At 63.4% G+C, this 19096-nt stretch carries 13 protein-coding genes and 2 tRNA genes; 2 read left to right on the top strand and 13 right to left on the bottom strand.

Annotated elements, in window-relative coordinates; translation table 11 throughout:
* The first annotated feature begins 366 nt into the window (after window positions 1-366).
* Complete coding sequence (locus tag OJ996_RS26195; RefSeq protein WP_264516725.1) at window positions 367-822, top strand: hypothetical protein; 456 nt, start codon at window positions 367-369, stop codon at window positions 820-822.
* 403 nt (window positions 823-1225) lie between these two features.
* On the opposite strand, the gene OJ996_RS26190 is transcribed toward OJ996_RS26195, so the two are convergent.
* The 13 genes from OJ996_RS26190 to OJ996_RS26130 all read right to left on the bottom strand — a co-directional run bounded on the left by OJ996_RS26190 (window position 1226) and on the right by OJ996_RS26130 (window position 18286).
* Window positions 1226-1301, bottom strand: a tRNA-Phe gene (locus OJ996_RS26190).
* 552 nt (window positions 1302-1853) lie between these two features.
* Window positions 1854-2117 (bottom strand): hypothetical protein, encoded by a 264-nt coding sequence (locus OJ996_RS26185; protein WP_264516724.1) that lies wholly within the window; start codon window positions 2115-2117, stop codon window positions 1854-1856.
* Window positions 2118-2429: 312 nt separating this feature from the next.
* The gene (locus OJ996_RS26180) at window positions 2430-3977 is read right to left on the bottom strand and encodes an RtcB family protein (protein WP_264516723.1); all 1548 of its coding nucleotides are present in this window, start codon (window positions 3975-3977) and stop codon (window positions 2430-2432) included.
* An 8-nt stretch (window positions 3978-3985) separates the two neighbouring features.
* Window positions 3986-4549: a GNAT family N-acetyltransferase gene (locus OJ996_RS26175; RefSeq protein WP_264516722.1), complete on the bottom strand. Its 564-nt coding sequence runs from the start codon at window positions 4547-4549 to the stop codon at window positions 3986-3988.
* Window positions 4550-4820: 271 nt separating this feature from the next.
* The gene (locus tag OJ996_RS26170; RefSeq protein ID WP_264516721.1) at window positions 4821-5381 is read right to left on the bottom strand and encodes a GNAT family N-acetyltransferase; all 561 of its coding nucleotides are present in this window, start codon (window positions 5379-5381) and stop codon (window positions 4821-4823) included.
* Window positions 5382-5549: 168 nt separating this feature from the next.
* Window positions 5550-6164: an HNH endonuclease gene (locus OJ996_RS26165; RefSeq protein WP_264516720.1), complete on the bottom strand. Its 615-nt coding sequence runs from the start codon at window positions 6162-6164 to the stop codon at window positions 5550-5552.
* A gap of 28 nt (window positions 6165-6192) precedes the next feature.
* Window positions 6193-6265: transfer RNA gene (locus OJ996_RS26160), tRNA-His, on the bottom strand.
* Between the two features lie 692 nt (window positions 6266-6957).
* Window positions 6958-10611: a beta strand repeat-containing protein gene (locus OJ996_RS26155; protein ID WP_264516719.1), complete on the bottom strand. Its 3654-nt coding sequence runs from the start codon at window positions 10609-10611 to the stop codon at window positions 6958-6960.
* A gap of 90 nt (window positions 10612-10701) precedes the next feature.
* Window positions 10702-11781, bottom strand: a complete 1080-nt coding sequence (locus OJ996_RS26150) for a substrate-binding domain-containing protein (RefSeq protein ID WP_264516718.1) — start codon at window positions 11779-11781, stop codon at window positions 10702-10704.
* Window positions 11782-11805: 24 nt separating this feature from the next.
* On the bottom strand, window positions 11806-15477 hold the full coding sequence (gene hrpA, locus OJ996_RS26145; RefSeq protein WP_264516717.1) for an ATP-dependent RNA helicase HrpA: 3672 nt from the start codon (window positions 15475-15477) through the stop codon (window positions 11806-11808).
* Between the two features lie 324 nt (window positions 15478-15801).
* Window positions 15802-16785, bottom strand: a complete 984-nt coding sequence (locus tag OJ996_RS26140) for an ADP-ribosylglycohydrolase family protein (protein ID WP_264516716.1) — start codon at window positions 16783-16785, stop codon at window positions 15802-15804.
* A 199-nt stretch (window positions 16786-16984) separates the two neighbouring features.
* The gene (locus tag OJ996_RS26135) at window positions 16985-17380 is read right to left on the bottom strand and encodes a DUF4174 domain-containing protein (protein WP_264516715.1); all 396 of its coding nucleotides are present in this window, start codon (window positions 17378-17380) and stop codon (window positions 16985-16987) included.
* A gap of 111 nt (window positions 17381-17491) precedes the next feature.
* A complete protein-coding gene (locus OJ996_RS26130; RefSeq protein WP_264516714.1) occupies window positions 17492-18286 on the bottom strand; it encodes an HNH endonuclease in 795 nt (264 codons plus the stop codon).
* Window positions 18287-18357: 71 nt separating this feature from the next.
* On the opposite strand from OJ996_RS26130, the gene OJ996_RS26125 reads away from it, so the two are divergent.
* Window positions 18358-18900 (top strand): hypothetical protein, encoded by a 543-nt coding sequence (locus OJ996_RS26125; RefSeq protein WP_264516713.1) that lies wholly within the window; start codon window positions 18358-18360, stop codon window positions 18898-18900.
* Window positions 18901-19096 lie beyond the last annotated feature (196 nt).

The following is a 19096-nucleotide window of genomic DNA, read 5'->3' as shown; positions in this document are numbered from 1 at the left end:
GAGAAAGGAGAAGAACTGGAATGGGTACTGGAGGACCGGAACACGTTCGTGTTGAGACGGGTCAAACCGGCGAAGTCGGTGCTGAAAAAGCCGAAGGCTTAACCTGACGCGCATGCCCAAAGGGGCGACAGTGACAAGGCCTAGGGTAAGGAGCAACGCGACGCAACCTTGGGTGAAGGGCCAACCATCTCAAAAGCCCCAAAGGAGCATCGCGACGCAACCCTGGGTCACACCATAAACAGATCCGTGCCCTGAAGGGGCACAGGGAGCTCGCGGCTCACCTAAGGACAACGCCCAATGACCACAGCCCCGGTCGAGCAATCGCCCGGGGCTTCCCTTTTCCCCGCATGCAGCCATGACTCTAGCGTGAAGCTCGCCCTCCACCGCTCCATCACCTTCTGGTCGGGCATCCTCTTGATGGCGTTCATCTGCTGGGCTTGGTGGGATTCGCACAACCAAGTTAGGAACGCCACCTGGAGGGCGTGGTCGATCTCCAACGGCTACTCGTTCGTCACGGTCACCCATTTTCACTTCAGAGGAATTCCTCTGATTACAGCGACCTACCCCTTTGCAGCGACGAAACCGGAAATATTACCCTTTCCATACTTCGCCCGCGGCAAAGAATTACTTACCACCCCACGCCAAACAAATCAGTCAATGACTTACCGCGAGCAGGTGGCTGCGACAATTGAAGGTAGCCCAAAGAAACTGGGGAAATCGCTTGTCCCCCACTGGCTCCTCCTCTTCGCCGTGGCCCTCCCATGGTCCGCCCTGCTGCTCTGGCGCGCGAGGCGGAGGAAGATAGGATTCAAAGCGGTGTGAGTAAGGCTGCCTTCTGCATCCTCAACCGCCAAACGATCCCGCATAACCACACAGTAAACAGAAAAACCCCGAAGGAACGATCCGAGATCGCACGGTGCTCTAAACCGCACGCAGCCCAGAACCGTGCACGCTTCTCATAGCTCGAAGAGGACTCCTCCACGGCCCAACCGAAGTCCGCGACAGTTGGATACTTTACGAGGCACGTGTGCTGATCAATCCAACCTAGGCCCCAACCCTGTCCAAGCGCCGTGAAATTGAGAGAGGGAGAGATACCTCTGCTGTGCAGCGATGCCCACGCCAGAACCAAGAACGACAGCACGCCCAGCCAGAAAAGCTTCCAACGGTAGATCGGACGCGGTCGCATGCCGAGCAAAGGAGAGAACCTACCATCTCAAGAAGAAGATGGTGGCTCGGGACGGAATCGAACCGCCGACACGCGGATTTTCAATCCGCTGCTCTACCGACTGAGCTACCGAGCCTTTAGGGGTGTTCCCGCCGGAGGCGGGGCGGGATTTAGGGGCGGCCTCCGGGTTTTGACAACCGAAAAATTGGATGAATCTCACCCGCCCCCCGGACCCTTCTCCCTCAAAGCTTCATGGGGCATCGCGATGCGCTCGCGATACCCCATGTTTGCAGTGCCACTCCCTCAGTCGAACTACAACAAAGATCACGAACGATCCCTTGGTCGCCCGCTCCCGGAGCAGGTTGAGATCCGGGGGCGGAGGGTCAGGTCAGTCCGCAGACTCTGTGATGGCTCCTTTGTCCGCCCGCTCCATGAATGCTGGATTCGGCGAATGTGAAAATCGGATGAATTGCCGGGACTTCATCGCCTTGTCCGCGATCACGTAATGGCAGCGGGGGGTAAAATCGGTCATTCTCAGCGCCGTAAGGGATTAATAGCACAGCCCCCCTAAGCAAGGGACTAACGGCCCCCGGACACTGGAACGGTTCCCCCCTCTAGTGTCCGGGGACCTAAGGCTCCCAGGGCGGCCCCCCGCTGTGCATTTCCTCCCCCGTTTCCGGGGATGGCTTCAGCGCTTGGCTTCTCCCGCCCCCTTCAAAGCGTTGCCATGACCGCTTTCCTGGATCGTCACGCTGAAGCGACGCTTCCCCTCTTCGAAGAGCACATAGCGGCCGGGACCACGATAGCTCCGTCTCACGGAGAAGATCGTCGGCGCGTGAAGCCCATCGCTCTCTCCTTGCGGGAGCATCACTTTCCGCAGGTCGCTCACGTCCACCTCGAAGTAATCGCCATATCCCTCCGTCTCGCGATACCTCCCGAGAAAACCGCGCACCCTCCAGAGATCGCCGTTCGCAAAACGGAGCGGAGCGGCCCCTTCCGCTTCAAACCGGCTGCTCGGCTGCCGGAGATCCGCATGCAGCGAGCTGGTAACCGCATCGCGCCCCTCTTCCTCCAGCGTGAATTTGAAGACACCGTGGCGGCGTGCGGCCTGGCCGCGACCTCGGATGGTAGGGGAGCCTCTTGGGAGAAACCGCCAAGCGGGGTGATGACGGTGAACAATGTCAGAAATAGAGCGGATGATTTCATGGTGATGGAAGGATCGGGAAGACCCTTCGACCGCCATAGCCGTCCTTCTATTCACGGCTCACCAGTCATCCTTCAGCTCTTGGTTCATCCGCCGCCGTTCGGCACGATGCTGGATCTGCCGTTTCTGCTTCGGTGTCAGCTCCTCCTCACGGTCGCGCCACGAGCGCCCCGAATCCCCCGCCATGATACAACCCAGCGGACGGATCTCCGCCACGATTTCGGCCAGCCCGAAGTGCCGGATCTGCTCGCGCACCTGCGCCGCATTCTTATACGCCACCGGCGTCTCGCTCAGGTCCGGCTTTCCGCAGAACCACCTCACATCCAGCCCCGCGGTCCCGCGCTCGATCGCCGTGCGCCGCGAAGACTCGTCCGGAAACTGCCGCCTCAGCGCCGTGCGTGAGAGATTCCGTCCCGCCCCATGCGGCGCGAAGGAGAGGAACTCCTCCCGGTCACCCCCCAGCACCAGCAGGATCGGCTCCGCCATGTTCAGCGGGATCAGTCCGAGCTGCGGACGCCCTGCCTCGTCCTTCCACGCCGGGGTCGCCCCCTTGCCGTGGTAGTAGGTATCCCCGCGCTGCCATACGAAATTATGCTCGTTGCCCACCTCCGCGATCGCCTTGCCGCCGATGCGCTCGAGGAAGCGCCGGTGAATCGCCCGGTGGTTCGCCTTGGTCCAGCGCGCCACGTACTCCAGCGCATGCCAGTAGTCGCGCCCGGTGTCCGATGAAGCATCGAGCCACGCCGCCGCTGCCGGGATGTGCTGCGTCACGCGGGCCACATGCTTCTCCGCCGCGATCTGCCCGCGCTTGTAGACGTGCGCACCCAGGCTGCGGGAGCCATGATGCGTTACCAGTACCCGGTAGCGGCGGGATCCCTCCGGCGGCAGCGTGAAGCAGGCCGCCAGCTCGCCATGCCCGGTCAGCCGCAGCAGCGCCACCATCGATTCATCCACATCCACCTCGCCCATGAAGGCGAAGTGATTGCCATCTCCCTGATCCGCGATCTGCGTGCGGGCCCGGTCGCGCAGCCCCGTCAGGAAGCGGTTCTGCCACACATCCTCATCCAGCACCGGATCATGCACCAGATCATCCAGATGCCGGTGCTCGGGACCGAATCGCGTGGAGGACATCAGCGCGTCCAACTCCTTCCCCAAGCTACTACGCTCCTCGTAGAAGGTGGCGAACATCGAGCAACAGATGTCGGACGAATGCGCGGAGGGAATGATCGCGTTCTCCACCGCGATCGCCCCGCCCACCGGGATTACCGCCTGCGCACTGCAACCTACCGGACAGGCATCCGGCATGATCGCACCGCGAGCGATGATGGGCGTCTTGAGCAGCTGGTGCATTTGTTTCCGCACCGCCTCCACGTTCGCCCGTTCCTCCTTGTTGCTGGCGCTGATCGCCTCGGCCAGAGCCACCGGCTTCTCGCGCATCACGTGCTTCACCGGCGGCGGCGCCACATCGCGCTTGAGCAGCTTCAGGGCATACTTCGGGTCCGCGATCCCGCGCTCCTCATACTCCGCGATCTTCGCGAGGAGGGTCTTGAACTGGAGGCCCGGCTCATAGCCAGCAGCGACCAGATCTTCTGAAGTGAGGAGGCTCATGACGGTGATCAGCGGAGTGAATATCGGGATGCCCACTCCTCGGCACTGATCGAGTAGCGGACATCATCGTAGGCGACCCCGTCCCGGCTCGCGCCGAGGGGAGTCTTGGAAACAAATTTCATCCCCGCCTTCTCCATCACACGGCCGGAGGCGGGATTATGGGCGAAGTGGTAGGTATCCACCCGCCGGCCTCCGAGATCTTCGAAGACGTAACGCAGCAAGCGGGTCAGCGCCTCCGTCGCATAGCCGCGGCCCCAGTGGGGCACGCCGATCCAGTAGCCGATCTCGTTGTCGCGCTCGCTGTCGTTGAAGTACGACGCGCAGCCGACGAGCTCGCCCGAATCGCGCAGGCAGATCGCGAAGGTGGCTTTCACCCCCTCCAGCCATTGGCGCTCGGACAGGTGAATCCAGTCGAGCGCCCCGCCCCTCGGATACGGATGCGGGATCAAGGCGGTCATCTCCGCCACCCGCCGGTCGCTCACGAAGCATTCCACATGCGGCGCATCTTCCGGCAGCGGAGGCCGCAGGATCAGGCGTTCGGACTTCAGGACGATGGGGACGATCGGTTTCATGGTTTCAGGGTTTTGCTCCGGCACCGGCGCGCCTTCATCGGCACGGACCAGCGCTTCAGCCAGCGGGTAAAGGTACACTTGGGAATGAAGAGATTCATGCGGCATTCAGGAGCTCCCACTCCTCGGCATGGATGTGGCGTCTGATCCCGGGGACGAGACCTTCCCCATCTCGGAAGGCGCCTTCAGCATCAGTCTGGAAGTCTCGAATTTCATAAACAGTCCGTGGTGTAGCGGCCCCGCGCCATCGGGGCCGCTACACGGTCCTTTCCTTTCAACCGCCTTCGAACCGCCATTCGTCGGCGAAAACTCCGTAATTCACGCGGTCGTGAAGCGCGCCGAAGCGCTCGCAACCGCCGCGCACGATGTGCTCGAACTTCATGCGCGCCTTCTGCATCACACGGCCGGAAGCATTGTTCCCCGTCATGTGCCAGGCACCCACGTAGAGCAGCCCGCGATCTTCGAACGAGTAGCGCAGCACTTCGCGCAGCGCCTCGGTCACATAGCCGCGTCGCCAATACGGCACCCCGACCCAGTAGCCGACATCGCCGCTGCACTTGTCCGATCGCAGCTCCAGCGAGATGATCCCGATGAAGCCCGGCTCGGACTTGCGCTCGATCGCGAATACCGCGTCGCCGTTCTTCAGATCCTCCTCGATGGAGTCGAGCCACTCGACCGCATGGCCGAGGTGATAGGGATGCGGCATTCGCGTCATCTTGAGCGCCACCCGCGGGTCACCGGCGTATCGCACGATGTCGGGGATGTCGGCGCGCGTCGGCGGTCGCAGGATCAAGCGTTCGGTTTCGAGCGTGATGTTGGAAGCAATGGTCTTCATGGCGTGGTCGGGGAAAGGGGTTGAAGCGAAGGTGGATCACTTGCTGCCGCTGAGTTCGAGCCAGGCGAACCGCAGTGCGAAAGCGATCACCAGGATGGCAAAGATGATGTTGGCTTCGTTCATGGTTGTGAGGGGGAGGGGCTGATCCCCTTCCCCGGGGTTGTTGGTTCAAGTGGTCCGGCTGCTTCCCTTCCGTGCGGGGATCTGGAGGAAGTGATCCCAGTCCGGGATGTTCCAGAGATTGCGGATCCGCAGCGTGGCCGGCACCTCGCGGGGCCTGCCCGGCTGGGAGAGCAGGCGCAGGCCTGCTTCGGCGGGAGTGCGCGCGGCCTTCCGGGCATTCACCGCCCGGTCGGAGAGCACGCAGTTCTCCCAGTCGTCGCGCCCACCCCGCGAGCGCGGGATGATGTGATCGATGTTCGCTTCGGATGGAGTCAGCTTCCTGCCGCTGTACTGGCAGCGCCCGCCATCCCGCTCCCATAGCGCGCGGAACCCGAATTTCGGGCGGTGGATCGGCACGCGGTCGAAACGCGCGAGCACGATCACCGTGGGAATCCGCACCGGACCTCGAGTGGTTCCGATCACCGCGACATCCTCGCCGGCGGGCAGCTCGCGCCAGTCCGTCCAGTCGAAGGCCTGCATCGCGTCGCCCTCGATCCACAGCGCCCGGGCACTGCCCGTGGCCAGGTGGCCGAAGGCGTCGGCCGGGGAAATGGCATCGATTGCGAGCCAGTGCCGGTTCAGCACGAGGACACTACAGCGTTGGAGGAGATGCTCGGTCATGGCGAAGGAAAGGAAATGAAGGATTCCGGGGTGCCCTACGGGATTCGAACCCGCCCTGCCGCGCTCACAACGCGGGGTGCTACCGCTACACCAAGGCCACCATCGGAAGGCCGAAAAAAGCAACAGCTCTCCCGCGATCGAAGATATACCATATAGCACCGCCATATCTTATGGCGGGGACATCTGGCTTCCGGATCGGAAGGGCTGGCTCCGTCGGCGCGACGGATGAATCAGGCGGAAAGGATTAGGAAGGACGCGAGGTCACGATGGGGTCTGAATGGGAAAGGGGTTGGGATGAATGGATTCGGGGAAACAAAAAGCCCCGCTTCCGGTTGGAAGCAGGGCGGCGGTAAATCCTCGGATTTATGCGGCTTTCAGGCCAAGGAAGGCCTGATCCTGCTTCGGTGGGGTGCCGGATTATCGGCGAGATTCATTCCAAAATATGACAGCGGTCGTTTACCCTGCTTTTCGGAACCAATAATCCGGCACCAACCCATGACGACCTCGGAGACGAGGACATCGTGGTTAATGGTTTGGGATCGGTGGAGACGCATCGGTGTGGAATGAAGTTGCCGGTAGATATGCAGACCGCCCGGAACCGTCAATGATAAATTCCGGTTTTATTATATGATAGAATACAGGGCCGGATGCTGAGGTATGGGGATCCGGCAGTTTACGGCAAGGGGCGCGTGCCCGTTTCCGGACACACGCCTGGTCTTTGAGGCAAAGGCGGTATGGATGCTTGTATGACCTCGATCCCCCGCCTTCCCGATGCCTCCTCCCGCTCCGGCTATCAGGGGATATCCACCTTCAGCCGGGCGAAGAACTTGCCACCCGGACTGGCCAACGCCCGCGGGATTCTCACGGTCACCCGGTCGATCCCGCTACCGTGGAAGTCGTTCGTTTCCTCGATCACCGCGGGGTTACCCGCCGGTAGACCGTTCACGGCCGGGGTCCATGCCCCCAGGCTGGAGCCATACTCCACCACCGGATCGAAGCTTGCAGCCACATCGGCGCGGCGGAAGCTGAAGTTCAAGTAGCTGGCGTCGAGCGTCACCACCGGCAGCAGATGGTTGGAGTCGGCATCCGAAGGGTCGCCCCCGATCACGAACTCGATCCCGTTGTCGATGGCGTCACCGTCCGAATCCGTGTCCGGTCCCGCCCCCGCGATTCCGTTGGCCGTGGCCCAGGTGTCGTAGGCCGTCCCCGGAAAGTACGAGAGTTGCAGTAGATTTCCGGATGCCTGCACCGACCAGCTTCCCGGCAGCGCTCCGTCATCCACGGTGATCTCCCCTGCATCCAGACCCAGGATGCCGCCACTGCTCGTGGCGAGCGTGAAGGTCTTCGGAGTCGCGCTGAAGTTCGCCAGCGATGACGGCTTGATCACGACCACCAGCGGGGCTGCGCTCGTTGCCCCGATCGTCAGCGTGCCGGTGTTCACCGTGTCATAGCCGCTACCCGCGCTACCGTTCCAATCCGAGATCTCCCAGACGATCTTCGAGCCCGCTTCCATCGCTAGGTCGTCACCGAAGCTCAGCATGCCGGTTCCCGCACCGGGCGCGAGCGTGCCCGTCACGGCGGAGGCGCTCGCGATGTTGCCGCTGCCACCGAGGGTACCGGCGGCATCCACTACCACCGGCGAATCCGGCAGGCTGGTGTTCACCAGCAGGGTGCCGCTGCGCACGGTCGTCGGACCGCTGTAGGACTTCACTCCGGTGAAGCTCGCGATCTGCTCCACATTCCCCGTAGCCAGACCGACGACCACTTGCCCCGAGCCTGTGATTGTGTTCGCCACCGTGTGGGCGTCACTGCGGCTGAAGGTCAAGATTCCCTCGTTCTGCACGGTCGCGGTTCCGAGACTCCCGGCCGGGCCCGCCCCGGGCTGCGAGACATCCGTGTTGCCCGGGACCCCGCCCACCCGCACCGGAACATGGGTGGGGATCGTCAGCAGGCCGCTCATCGTGTTCGCTCCCGTCAGGATGAATCCCGCCTGGAGATTGGTCATCGCCGCGGTGGCATCCTCGATCGTGAGATTGCCGCTCCCCGCGATGATGCCTTGCAGCTTCAACGAGCGCCCGCTGCCTGCCGAGCGGTTGATCACGCGATTGTCCGCCCCGTTCAGCACGATGTCGTTCGTCCAGGTCCAGTTGCCCTCGATCTGCGAGACCTTCCCGCTGCTCCCGGAATCTCCGAGCACGATGTCGCCGTTCCCCATCGCCGTCGCGCCGTTGCGGATGGTCTGGAACTCAGAGCCGCCGCGGATGATCAGGTCACCCGTCAGCTCCGCCCATGAGTTGCCTTCCGTGAAACCGAGACCGCTGCCGGGATAGTTGAAGACCGTCCCGCCACCTTCGATCACCACATCTCCACCACCGCTCACGTTGCGCAGGTGAGGGCTCGCCTTGTAGTCCAGCAGATCGCTGCGGTTCAGTCGCAGGGTTGCGCCCTCGTTCACAATCACGGCACCGCTGCCGGTTCCGCCTGTCGTCCCGCCGTTCCCGAAGACCAGCGTGCCGGCATCCACGATCGTGCTGCCGCTGTAGCTCCCCGTCACCGCGATTGTGGCGGAGCCGGATCCCTCCTTGAGCAGATCACCGCTACCTCCGATCGAGCCGCTTCCTGTGAAGGTATAGGACAGGCTGCTGTTGGAGATCGTCATCGAGGCCGGAGTCAGCGCTCCGCCTACCGTCACGTTCCCGGTGGAGGCACCATCATCGAAGAGTGTCGCATCCCCTTGCAGGAAGGTGGCGGGGCTCCCTCCCAGATTCCAGTTGTTCGGCCCTCCTACTTCCCACGAACCACTCCCGCCGGTCCACGTGATGGTACCGCCGGTATACTCCAGTTCGATCCGGCTTTCCGCAACGTTGTGGACAAGGGAGAATCGCGACCCCGGTGCCAGCGAAAGGTTCGCGAAGCCGCTGAAGCTGCCCTCGTAGTCGATGATCGAGACCTTGTCGCCGAAGTTGAGCCCGCCGCTGGACACCGCCGTGATAACGTGCGGCCCGCTGACCACCAGCCCCCCGGCATCATTCACCACGAGCTCGTCGTAGAGCGCGCCCGCGCGGAACTCGGAGCTGCTCCCGCCCGCAAAGCTGACCGACTTAACGAAGCCGGCACTCGGCTGCGTGAGCCCGCCGACGGCCAGCCCTGCTCCCGGGGCCACCGTGACGGCACTCCCTCCGAGGTCACCACCGATTCTCAAGCGCCCCGCTTGCACCGTCGTGCTTCCCGTGAAGCCGCTGCTGTCCAGCGCGGTCAGCGCCACCTTCCCCTCGCCCGCCGTCCCGTCGTTCGTCACCACGATCGCGCCGCTGCCGCTGATCGGACGATCCCACACGTACTCGGTGGCATTGGCCATGAAACGTAGCGTTCCTCCCGCACCGACGCTGAAGGTCGATGCGGTGTCCCAATTCGCGGCGTTCAGGGGAGCCGATGGATTCTTCGTGCCATCACCCATCTGCCACACGCCGCCGTTGATCGCAAAGTTCAGGCTCGCGGGATTGCCGGCACCGGACTGCGTGCTGCCCAGCCGGCCGGAGAAGACCAGCGTTCCCGCTCCATCTTTCGTGATCGTGACGTTGCGCCGCTGGGAGCTGCCGTTGTGCGTGTAGATGCCGCCCGCATACACCGTGTCCGTTGCTTGGTTGATGCGGATTCCCCGCTGACTGAGCGTGGCCCCCACACCCCAGTCGGCGCGGATGTTGCCGGTGCCGGACAGGCTCGCGAGTTCCAGCGTCTTGTCGTTGAAGGCATTCGTCAGGATGAAGTCGCCGCGCGAGACGGCATCCCCGGTATCAAGATGGAAGGCACCCGTCTGCACCAGCGATCCGGGCACCCCCGTGGACCCGCCGCCACCTCCGAATGCCAGCCAGTTTCCTCCCGCGGTCTCGATCGCGGTCGTCGCGCCGCGCAGCCTCAGCGTTCCCGTGAAGCTCACGTTGTTCACACCGTTCGCGCCGCTGGTGGCACTCCCGCTCGTCGACCAGTTCTTCGTCCCGGTGCTGGACAGCGTGACGATCCCGCTTCCCGCGAAGCTCGCTCCATTTCCGGTGTTTCCGTTCCCCGGCGCCGCGATGGCCAGCGCTCCGATGAGGTTCAACTGTCCCGCCGCCCCCTCGCTCCCCCACGTGAAGTTGTTCGCCCCGGTATTCAGCACGGTGTTCGCGTCCGTCGCATGATCCAGACCGAGATTGAACGCACCCGTGATCGAGACCGGCCCGGATGCCCCGGACAAGTTCAGCCCGCCCCACGTTTGCCCCGCACCCAAGGTCCCCGCGAGTGCACTCCCCGCATTCCACGTCGCGACATCCCCCGTGCCCGGCACCGTCCCGTCCACCCAGGCACCGGCCACGTTCAGGTTATCCGTGGTAGCGCTGCGGAGGTCCTGCGCTTGGCCGGCACCGGCCGCAACAGCCGCGAAAAGGAAAGCGTATGATCGGGTATCCATGGACTGTTTTCTCGAGGTTCGACGGAACCACGATTGACAACCAAGGACCTAACAACAACCACCCGCCACCGGTCTTGGATCCAGACCAGTTCACTTCACCCGGGCCACCGAGGCACCGGGCACCAGCTCGGGCGTGATCCACACGTTCCCGCCCGGATTCGGATCTCCGGCGGCCAGCCGCTCCAGCCGCCGCACCACCAGTTTCGCCACCGCATCCGTGTCCGCGCGATACCCCGTGATCTCAGGCACGAGATGATCGAGGAAAGGCTCCCACGCCAAGGTCACCAAACTCAGATGCTGCGGCACGCGGATCCCTTGGCTAGCCAGCCACGTCAACGCCGTCGCCGCCTGCCGCGGCCGCGTCGCGATGATCGCGCTCGGCGCCTCCTTCATCTGCAGCGCCCGTGTCAGCACCTTGCCAATCCCCGCACTCGTCCCGTTCTCCACCTGCACCGTCGCATGAAATCCCGGCTCGCCCAGCTCCATCACCCCGCGCACCGCCGCCTCCACACCCTTCAACGGCTCGGAGGGAGAAAGCACCACCACCCGCCGGTGACCCATCCGCCACAACTGCCCGGCTGCATGCCGCGCCGTCGCCTGCCAGTCGACATCCAGATGCGGCAGCTCCACTCCCGGATGTGGATAGCCACGGATCAGGCAGGGCACTCGCCGCTCCATGAACCACTGCTGCACCGCCGCGCTTGAACGCAGCAGGATCCAGGCACTGCACGGTTCCTCTTCTAACAGCACTGCCAGCCGCTTCGCCGGACTTCGCTGCTCATACCACGACGGCGAGAACACCTCGAGCGATCCACCCTTGTCCGCCAGCGCGCGCCGGATGTCATCCACCTCCAGCAACACCGGCTGCGGCAGTTGCTCCAGCCGCCGGTGCGCCAGCATCCCAATCCGCAGCGCCTTCGCTTTTACCGCCGCCGGACGCACCCCGATGATCCGCCGCCGCGCCCCGGCATCCGCCTCCTGCAAGACGCCCTCCCGCTCCAGTTGCAGCAGCGCCAGACGGATCGTGTCCCGCCCCACCTGCAAGGCCTCGGCCAAGCGCCGCTCGCCGGGAAGCAGCTTCCCCCACTCCCCGCCCTCGATCCGCAACTTCATCACCCGCACGCATTCCACCACGAGGCTTCCGCGCGATGGCATGGGTGATCCGGACATGATCTGGCAAGGTGAAGGCGCGGCTCAAAGCGGGAACCCCTCGCTCAGACGCTTCTCGGATACTTTCATCTCCACCGGGATATCGGGAGCAAAAAGCGACAGCCGGAACTCCTCCAGCAGCCAGCCATACTCCCACAGCCCCGGATCCTCCGGACGCTTCGTCCACGCGATGAACCACGGCTGCCAATACTTCCGCACCCGCTCCATCTTCTCCAAATCCTTCACCAGCGGCAGGCTCGCAATCCGCCCCAGTCGCGACCGCATCCCGCGCAAGTAGCGGTCATGCGAGCGCATCCGCAGATACCCCGCACGCCACACGAAGCGTGACCGCAGCAGCCACGTCAGCTCCTCCTCCAAGTCCGTCGCGACCGCCGCCAGATGCCGGTCCTTCCGATTGTCATGGATCCACTGCCGCACCGGCCCCACCGCCTCGAAGCTCGCATCCAGCGATTTCGAAATCGCCGTCGCCGCCTCGAACCAACGCCCCTTCGCATCCTTCAGCTTCGCCGCGAAATCCTGCGGGCTCGCATACCGCTTCCCGCCCAACGCCCCCTCGCCCGCCAGCGCGATCAGGTCATCCATCGATGTCCCCATCCGCGGCAGCTCCACCTTCGCCATCAGCCCCAGCGGATACTTCTTCTTCAAGTAATTCACCTGATCCGCCTGCGCCAGCATCAGCAAGCGCACCTGCCCGGCCCGGTGCGACTCCGCCGCCTCCGCCGGATTCAAAAACGCCTTCACCCCCACCGAGCTCCCCTCGTCGATCAACGCCGGATAAGCCGGACCCGCCGGTGTCTCCACCCGCTCCGGCACCTCCCCCTCCGTCCACTCCTTCATCCCGCGCCGCTCCCACTCCGCATTCGCCGCCGCCTCGAAGCGATCCGTCACCACCTTCCCCAGCTTCGCCTGCAGCGCCCGCACATCCTTGCCGAATGCCAGCTCACGCTCCTCATCATCGCACACCCACACCTTCGTCACCAGTTCCTCCGGCATCCTCTCGATGTCGAAGCTCCGCGGCGTGATTTCGTATCCCGAAAACTTCGTCAAATACTGCGCCAATCGTACTTCCAGCGCGGCATCCGCTTCCTTGTAGCGCCACTCGTCCGCGAATCCCTGCGCCGCCTCCGCCACCGGCTGGCACTCGCGACGCAAATCCTTCGGCAGCGAGCGGATCATCCACTCCACCCGCCACGCCATGTCGCCCGGAACCCCCCAGCCCGGCAGCCACTCGGGCAGCCGCGGCAATTGATCGATGTGCACGCCCAGCGTCACCCCATCGTCTCGCTCGCCCGGAGCCGTTCGATAGTAGAGCGCATACTCCTCCCCCGCATGCCCCAGCCAATCCGGATACCCCTCCAGATCCAGCGCCTCCAGATCCTCCAGCACCACATCTCCCGCCCCCGGCATCACGCTGTCCTCATGCTTCGCCTGCCAGTCGAGCCACGCCTTCGTCGTGTGCATGTTCCCCGGCAAGCGGCTCTCGAAGAAATCCAAGATCGCCTCCTCGCTCCACAAGCCTCCCGGCCGACGCAGCTTCTGCTCGATCCCCTCTATCTCCTCCTTCAGCGACGCCAGTCGCTCCAGCGCCCGCGACTTCCCGCGCACCTTCCCCTGCATCAGCCCCTCCGCCACGAAGATCCGCCGCGCCCCCGCCGGATCGATCCGCCCGTAGTGCACCCGCCGGCCCGCCACGATCGGCAGACCGCCGCAGGTCACCGTCTCCTTCGCATACACCGCCCCCTGCTGCTCGTCCCAATAGCCCTCGCCATAGCGGCTCGTGCACAGGTGCGGCGCCACCTTCTCCACCCACGCGGGATCGATCCGTGCCACCCGCCGCGCCCACAGCCGCGTCGTGTCCACCAGCTCCATCGCCATCACCCAGTCCCACTTCTTCCCGCCGAAAAGCCCGGACCCCGGGAACACCGCGAAGTGCCCGCCGCTCGCACTGCGATACGCCCGCTCATCACGATCCCATAGCCCGAACTGCCGCGGCACCCCGGCCAGCAGCGCCCGGTGAAAATTATCATACGCCGCCGATTTCTCGGTGCTCCCTGCCAGCGGCTTCACCTGCCAGCGCAGCTCGCGCTCCACCAGCTCCTTCAGCTCGTCATGCACGTTCGCCCACTCCTGCACCCGCCGGTAATTCAGGAAAGCCTCGCCGCAATACTTCCGCAGCTGGTTGCGCTTCCAGCCCCGCCCCTCGCGGAAACGCTGCACATCCAGCCACAGCCGCAGCATCCCGCGGAAGTCGCTCTCCGCATCCTTCCAGCGCGCATGCGCCGCATCCGCCTCCTTCGTTTTCTCCGCCGGACGCTCCTTCGGATCGTTCGATTCCAAGCCCGCCACGATCGGCAGGATCTCCGCCAGGCAATGTTCGTGACGCGCCTCTAACAGCATCCGCGCAAGCCGCGGATCCACCGGCATCCGAGCCATCATCCGGCCGGCTTCCGTCAGCTGCTTGTCCTTGTCCAGCGCCCCCACCTCGCGCAAAGTACGATAACCCTCGGAGATCGCCTTCGGTGCCGGCGGATCTAGGAAGGGAAACTCCTCGATGTCCGGCAGCCCCAGCGATTTCATCCGCAGGATCACTCCCGCCAGCGAACTCCGCCGGATCTCCGGATCCGTGAATTCCGCCCGCTCCGCCAGATTCTCTTCCGAGTAGAGCCGCACGCACACCCCCTCCCGCACACGGCCGCAGCGCCCCTTCCGCTGCCGCGCACTTGCCTGCGATACCTCCTCGATCTGCAAGCGCTGCACCCCGCGACCCGGACTCCACCGGCTCACCCGCGCCAGCCCGCTATCCACCACGCTGACGATCCCCGGGATCGTCAGCGAAGTCTCCGCCACGTTCGTCGCCAGGATGATTCGCCGCCGCGATCCCGGATTGAAAATCCGCTGCTGGTCCCCCAGTCCCAGCCGCGCGAAGAGCGGCAGGATCTCCGTGTTCCGATACTTCCGCCCGTCCAGCGCATCCGCACAGTCGCGGATCTCGCGCTCCCCCGGCAGGAAGACCAGCACATCGCCGTTCGGATCCACATCCGTCAGCCAATCCACCGCCCGTGGCACCTGCCGCGCCAGCTCTTCATCCTCATCCGGCGGCAGGAAAAACTCCTCCACTCCGAAAGTCCTGCCCTCCGCCTGCAGCACCGGCGCGCCATTGAAGAACGCCGCGAAGGACCCCGCATCCAGCGTCGCCGAGGAGATCACCACCTTCAGGTCCTTCCGTCGCTCTAACAGCCGCTTCAGATACCCCAGCAGGAAGTCGATGTTCAGCGAGCGCTCGTGCGCCTCGTCCAGGATCAGCGCATCATACTGCCTCAGCTCCGGATCCCCCTGCGTCTCCGCCAGCAGGATCCCGTCCGTCATGAATTTCACCCGCGTCTCCTTCGAGATCTTGTCCTCGAAGCGCACCTGGTAGCCCACGAAGCTCCCCAGCGGCGTCTTCAGCTCCTCCGCCACCCGCTTCGACACGCTCGCCGCCGCGATCCGCCGCGGTTGCGTGCACCCGATCTTCCGCGTCGAGCCCTCCAGCGCCTCCGCCACCATCTTCGGCAGCTGCGTCGTCTTCCCGGAGCCCGTCTCGCTCACCACCACCACCACCGGATTCGCCCGGATCGCCGCCACGATCTCCCCCCGCATGCCGACCACCGGCAAGCTTTCGGGATAATTCAGCGGCGGCAGCGTACCCGGCATCATCGCGCGCGGGACTTACCCACGAAACCCCCTCCGCTCAAGCCCGGTTTCGATTACCCCTCCTCCTCCTCTCCCGGATTGGACGACTCCATCTCAACTTCTTCCATTGATCACTGATCACTCGGCACTCCCCCACCACCCGGCACCTGCCTTTCCTCCAACTTCTCGCGCCCCTCCGCGCCCCCCATCCTCCCCCGCAAACCTCTTCCACTGATCACTGCTCACTGATCACTCGGCACCTGCCTTTCCTCCAACTTTTGCGCCCTCCTGCGCCTTTTCGCGGCTTAGAACTTCCACTGCTCACTTACCACTCGACACTTCCCCTAATCACCCTGCCTTTCCTGAAAACTGAACACTGAAATCTAGCAAACTTCCCCCACACCCCGCCGCCAACACACTCCCCACAAACGCCCCCCGATGGCAATTGTCCCCCCCCGCCATCGCGTTCGCCACCAGCCCCGCCTTGAAATCATCATGATACTTCCACGCCAGATACAGCGAGGAAGGCACCGAATCCTCCACATAGCACGCCGAGCTGAACCGCTCCCCCACCACATGGTTGTCCTCCTCCCCCGCCGCGATCCACCCCTCGATCTCCTCCGCCCTCAACCAATCCGCCGCCTCCAGCCGGATCGCCTCCCGCACGCTCGCTCCCCTCTTGATCGCATACAGCACCTTCACCAGCGTCACCGCCGCCCGCAGCGTCTCCTCATGCGGATGCGTCAGCCCCACGTGCACCCGCACGATCCCGCACAGGCTCTCCAGCGATAGACTTGGATCCGTCACCTCCAGCGCTGCCAGCAGAGCCGGCACCGCGGCTAATCCCCCGATGTGCTTGTCAGCCACCCCGCATTCCCGCGGCGGTTTCCCCTCCGCATAGCTCGCGAAGAAATTCCGGTGGCACTCCTCGATGTAGGTATCCTTGTTCCAACCCGGCATCAGCATCAGGATCAGGTAGTGCTCCAGCCACGCATCCACATCGTAGTCCCCGCGATCGATCACCCAGCGGTAAAGCTCCGCCGCCAGCCGGAAGTTCAGCGTGTTCTCCCCGCCCTTCAGGTGCTGGTGATAATGGATCTCCTTCTGCCCCACATAGCGCGCCTCCTCGTGCATGATGTCCGCCTTCTCGTTCAGCGGCTCCCAGCGCAGCTTCTGCATGTAGCCCTCCGGATGCGGATTCCGCGGCGCCACGAATCGGTCCACCACCCCGTAATCCCGCCGCAGCCACTCCCGGTTGTAGTACCAATGCACCGGCATCGCCAGCGCATCCGCAGCGAGGGAACCCTGATAAGCCGCCGCAAAAGTCGTCATACGCCCTCCCTTACCTCCGGATCGCCCACACGCAAGCAGACGATCCGCATGCATGGCTCAAGCCATCGGAACGCGTCAGCGCCCGGGAGCGCGGCGCCTCCGGCCCGCTGAAGGAGCCCTTGTAGCTACATCCCCCTGACATTCCGAAGCAACGACCTCTTGCATGGCATGCAAGGAGTCACCCGGTCGAATTGAAAACTCACTCCTTTCGCATCTCATCTTTCCTCATCGGCATCGCATCGACCTTGGCGAAAAGATCAGAGGGGGTGAACTTGTCAGCCTCCCATCGTAGCACTGTCTTGCCGTCTTTACCGATCAGAATAATTTCTGGCTTTCCCTTCTCCGGCCTAAAGCGCTCGCGGAGTTGAGTCGCGAGCTCTTTATCGGGGACCTTGCCAATCCCAGCTTCTCCCTGAAGAACGAAGATCTCCACATCGCGTTCTGCCAAGCCAGCCTTCCCTTCCCGGAGCTGCTTCCCGATCGACTCGTCTGACTGCGTCACCACCAGTATCCGTTTCTTCCAACGGAAGTCCTCCAAGGAACTTGCAAAGATCGTGGAGGTCAGCCCGAGGATCAGAATCGGCACAGCTTTCATCTCATAATGAACCGCCGCGCCGGAAGAATGCAAGCGGTCAAAGAATGCTACTCATAGTCTGTCGAAGCATCTCCGGAGGCATGCTGCTATCGCCCCATGAACGGCGATTTGCTAACCCTTGATGAAAATCGAGCTCCGGTGCATGGCAAGAAAGGCCGGATCCGGCAGCACACCGTCCGCTGGGATGGCCAGTGTCTCTCCCGCATAGGCCTTGAAGTTCTCCGCCACCGCACGCTGCGGAAAGTGCGCACTCAACGCCGGGGACACCATCAGCCCCAGATCATCGTCGAACGCGATAAAGCCGCGATCAAAGGCGGCATCATGCAAGCGGGAGAGACAGAGCCCGTTCCTCACGTTGAGTCGCTCCTCGGGGTGGCTTCTCCACGGCAGAATGTGAGATGCCACGAGGAACTCACGGATCGGCATGCCCGTCACTCCACAACACCCGCCGAAGTTATTGAGCACGGCATCACGGAAGTAGTCCTGACCCCGGCGCTGCTTGGCAGTGAGAAGCACCTCGGTTTCGCCAACCGGTTTCTTCCGCACGCGGATCCCCTGTTTGGGTATCACCTCAAGATCCTCTTCAGGCTTCGCCCCGAACAAGACCCGAAGCCCCTCCCGGCTCTCCGGCACCACCTCTTCGGGATTGCCATGGAAGTCAGCCCAAACTTCGCGATCAAGGGCACTCGCTCCTTCCAGCCCTTTGATGCCCCGCATCTTCAAAGCGGGATCGAGGGAAGCAAAGTTGCACAGCTTCATCGCAACGCTATTCGCCCCGCGCCCAAGCTTCTCGGCCAACTCCACGATCACCGCCTGCTTCGCATGAAGCTGCCCGAAGGTAAGGTTGTGGTAGATTCCCAGAGCTATTGTCAGCTCATCTCGGGTCCATCGCTTTCCCCTCGGCATGCCCATCTATAGCAATCCCGACACTTCGTTTCCAGCCCTTGATGCATCCTCAACACAACTAAGCTGATCCGATGACGACCAACCGCCCCTACCACTTCTCCCTCAGCTCTATCGATTTCGGCCAAACCATCGACGGCCTCTCTGCCCGCAGGGATGCGTGGACCAAAACCGCCCAATGGTTCCGCGGCGAACTTCAGGAGCAATTTTTCCTCATCGAAGAGTGCAACGACGAATACGAGGCCCAACAGATCGCCGACCACTACACCGAGATCATCGACACCCTCCAGACCCAAGCCTCCCCTCAACGCGAACGAAAACCGTCTGCGATGCTGTCTCACCCAAAACCCGGCGAGACCGCCCACGGATGGTGCCTATACTCCGAGGTCCTCGGTGAAGGGCCCAAACCCGCAGAACGCATCGACGACGGCTTCGCAGTCTATGCAACCGAACGCGCCGCGCTTGAGGAATACGCCGAGGACATGATCACCCGCTACCAAGAGTTTCTACGAGGCGAACGGGAAGCCGAGGAGATCGACAGCGGTCTCTTCGTCGTGGCAGTCACCCTGCATCCGGACGGATCCCTGAGTGATGAGAACAACCAGCACATCCCCTAACCGCTGCGCATCTGGAGCCTCAAAGGGCGGCAATGAGAAAGCCCAAGGTAAGGAGCAACACGCCTCTAGAGCCCCAAAGGGCATGCGCGTCAGGTTAAGGCTCCGGAGTTCCAGGTTTGATTGAAGTTCGCCCGTTTCCTTTTGTCGTAGCAGCAGTATTTGACCAGGGCTCGCAGCGTCCGGTGCTCATGCTCCG

This window comes from Luteolibacter rhizosphaerae, assembly GCF_025950095.1.
GTDB classification, from domain to species: Bacteria; Verrucomicrobiota; Verrucomicrobiia; order Verrucomicrobiales; family Akkermansiaceae; genus Haloferula; species Haloferula rhizosphaerae.
The sequence above is the reverse complement of the archived record's forward strand: the minus strand, read 5'-3'. Positions and strand labels throughout refer to the sequence as shown.

Bases quoted from the DNA above. Each gene is read 5' to 3' on its own strand.
- OJ996_RS26180 (WP_264516723.1), bottom strand. From the start codon at position 3,977: ATGAGCCTCCTCACTTCAGAAGATCTGGTCGCTGCTGGCTATGAGCCG.
- OJ996_RS26175 (WP_264516722.1), bottom strand. From the start codon at position 4,549: ATGAAACCGATCGTCCCCATCGTCCTGAAGTCCGAACGCCTGATCCTG.
- OJ996_RS26170 (WP_264516721.1), bottom strand. From the start codon at position 5,381: ATGAAGACCATTGCTTCCAACATCACGCTCGAAACCGAACGCTTGATC.
- OJ996_RS26165 (WP_264516720.1), bottom strand. From the start codon at position 6,164: ATGACCGAGCATCTCCTCCAACGCTGTAGTGTCCTCGTGCTGAACCGG.
- OJ996_RS26155 (WP_264516719.1), bottom strand. From the start codon at position 10,611: ATGGATACCCGATCATACGCTTTCCTTTTCGCGGCTGTTGCGGCCGGT.
- OJ996_RS26150 (WP_264516718.1), bottom strand. From the start codon at position 11,781: ATGTCCGGATCACCCATGCCATCGCGCGGAAGCCTCGTGGTGGAATGC.
- hrpA (WP_264516717.1), bottom strand. From the start codon at position 15,477: ATGATGCCGGGTACGCTGCCGCCGCTGAATTATCCCGAAAGCTTGCCG.
- OJ996_RS26140 (WP_264516716.1), bottom strand. From the start codon at position 16,785: ATGACGACTTTTGCGGCGGCTTATCAGGGTTCCCTCGCTGCGGATGCG.
- OJ996_RS26135 (WP_264516715.1), bottom strand. From the start codon at position 17,380: ATGAAAGCTGTGCCGATTCTGATCCTCGGGCTGACCTCCACGATCTTT.
- OJ996_RS26130 (WP_264516714.1), bottom strand. From the start codon at position 18,286: ATGCCGAGGGGAAAGCGATGGACCCGAGATGAGCTGACAATAGCTCTG.
- OJ996_RS26125 (WP_264516713.1), top strand. From the start codon at position 18,358: ATGACGACCAACCGCCCCTACCACTTCTCCCTCAGCTCTATCGATTTC.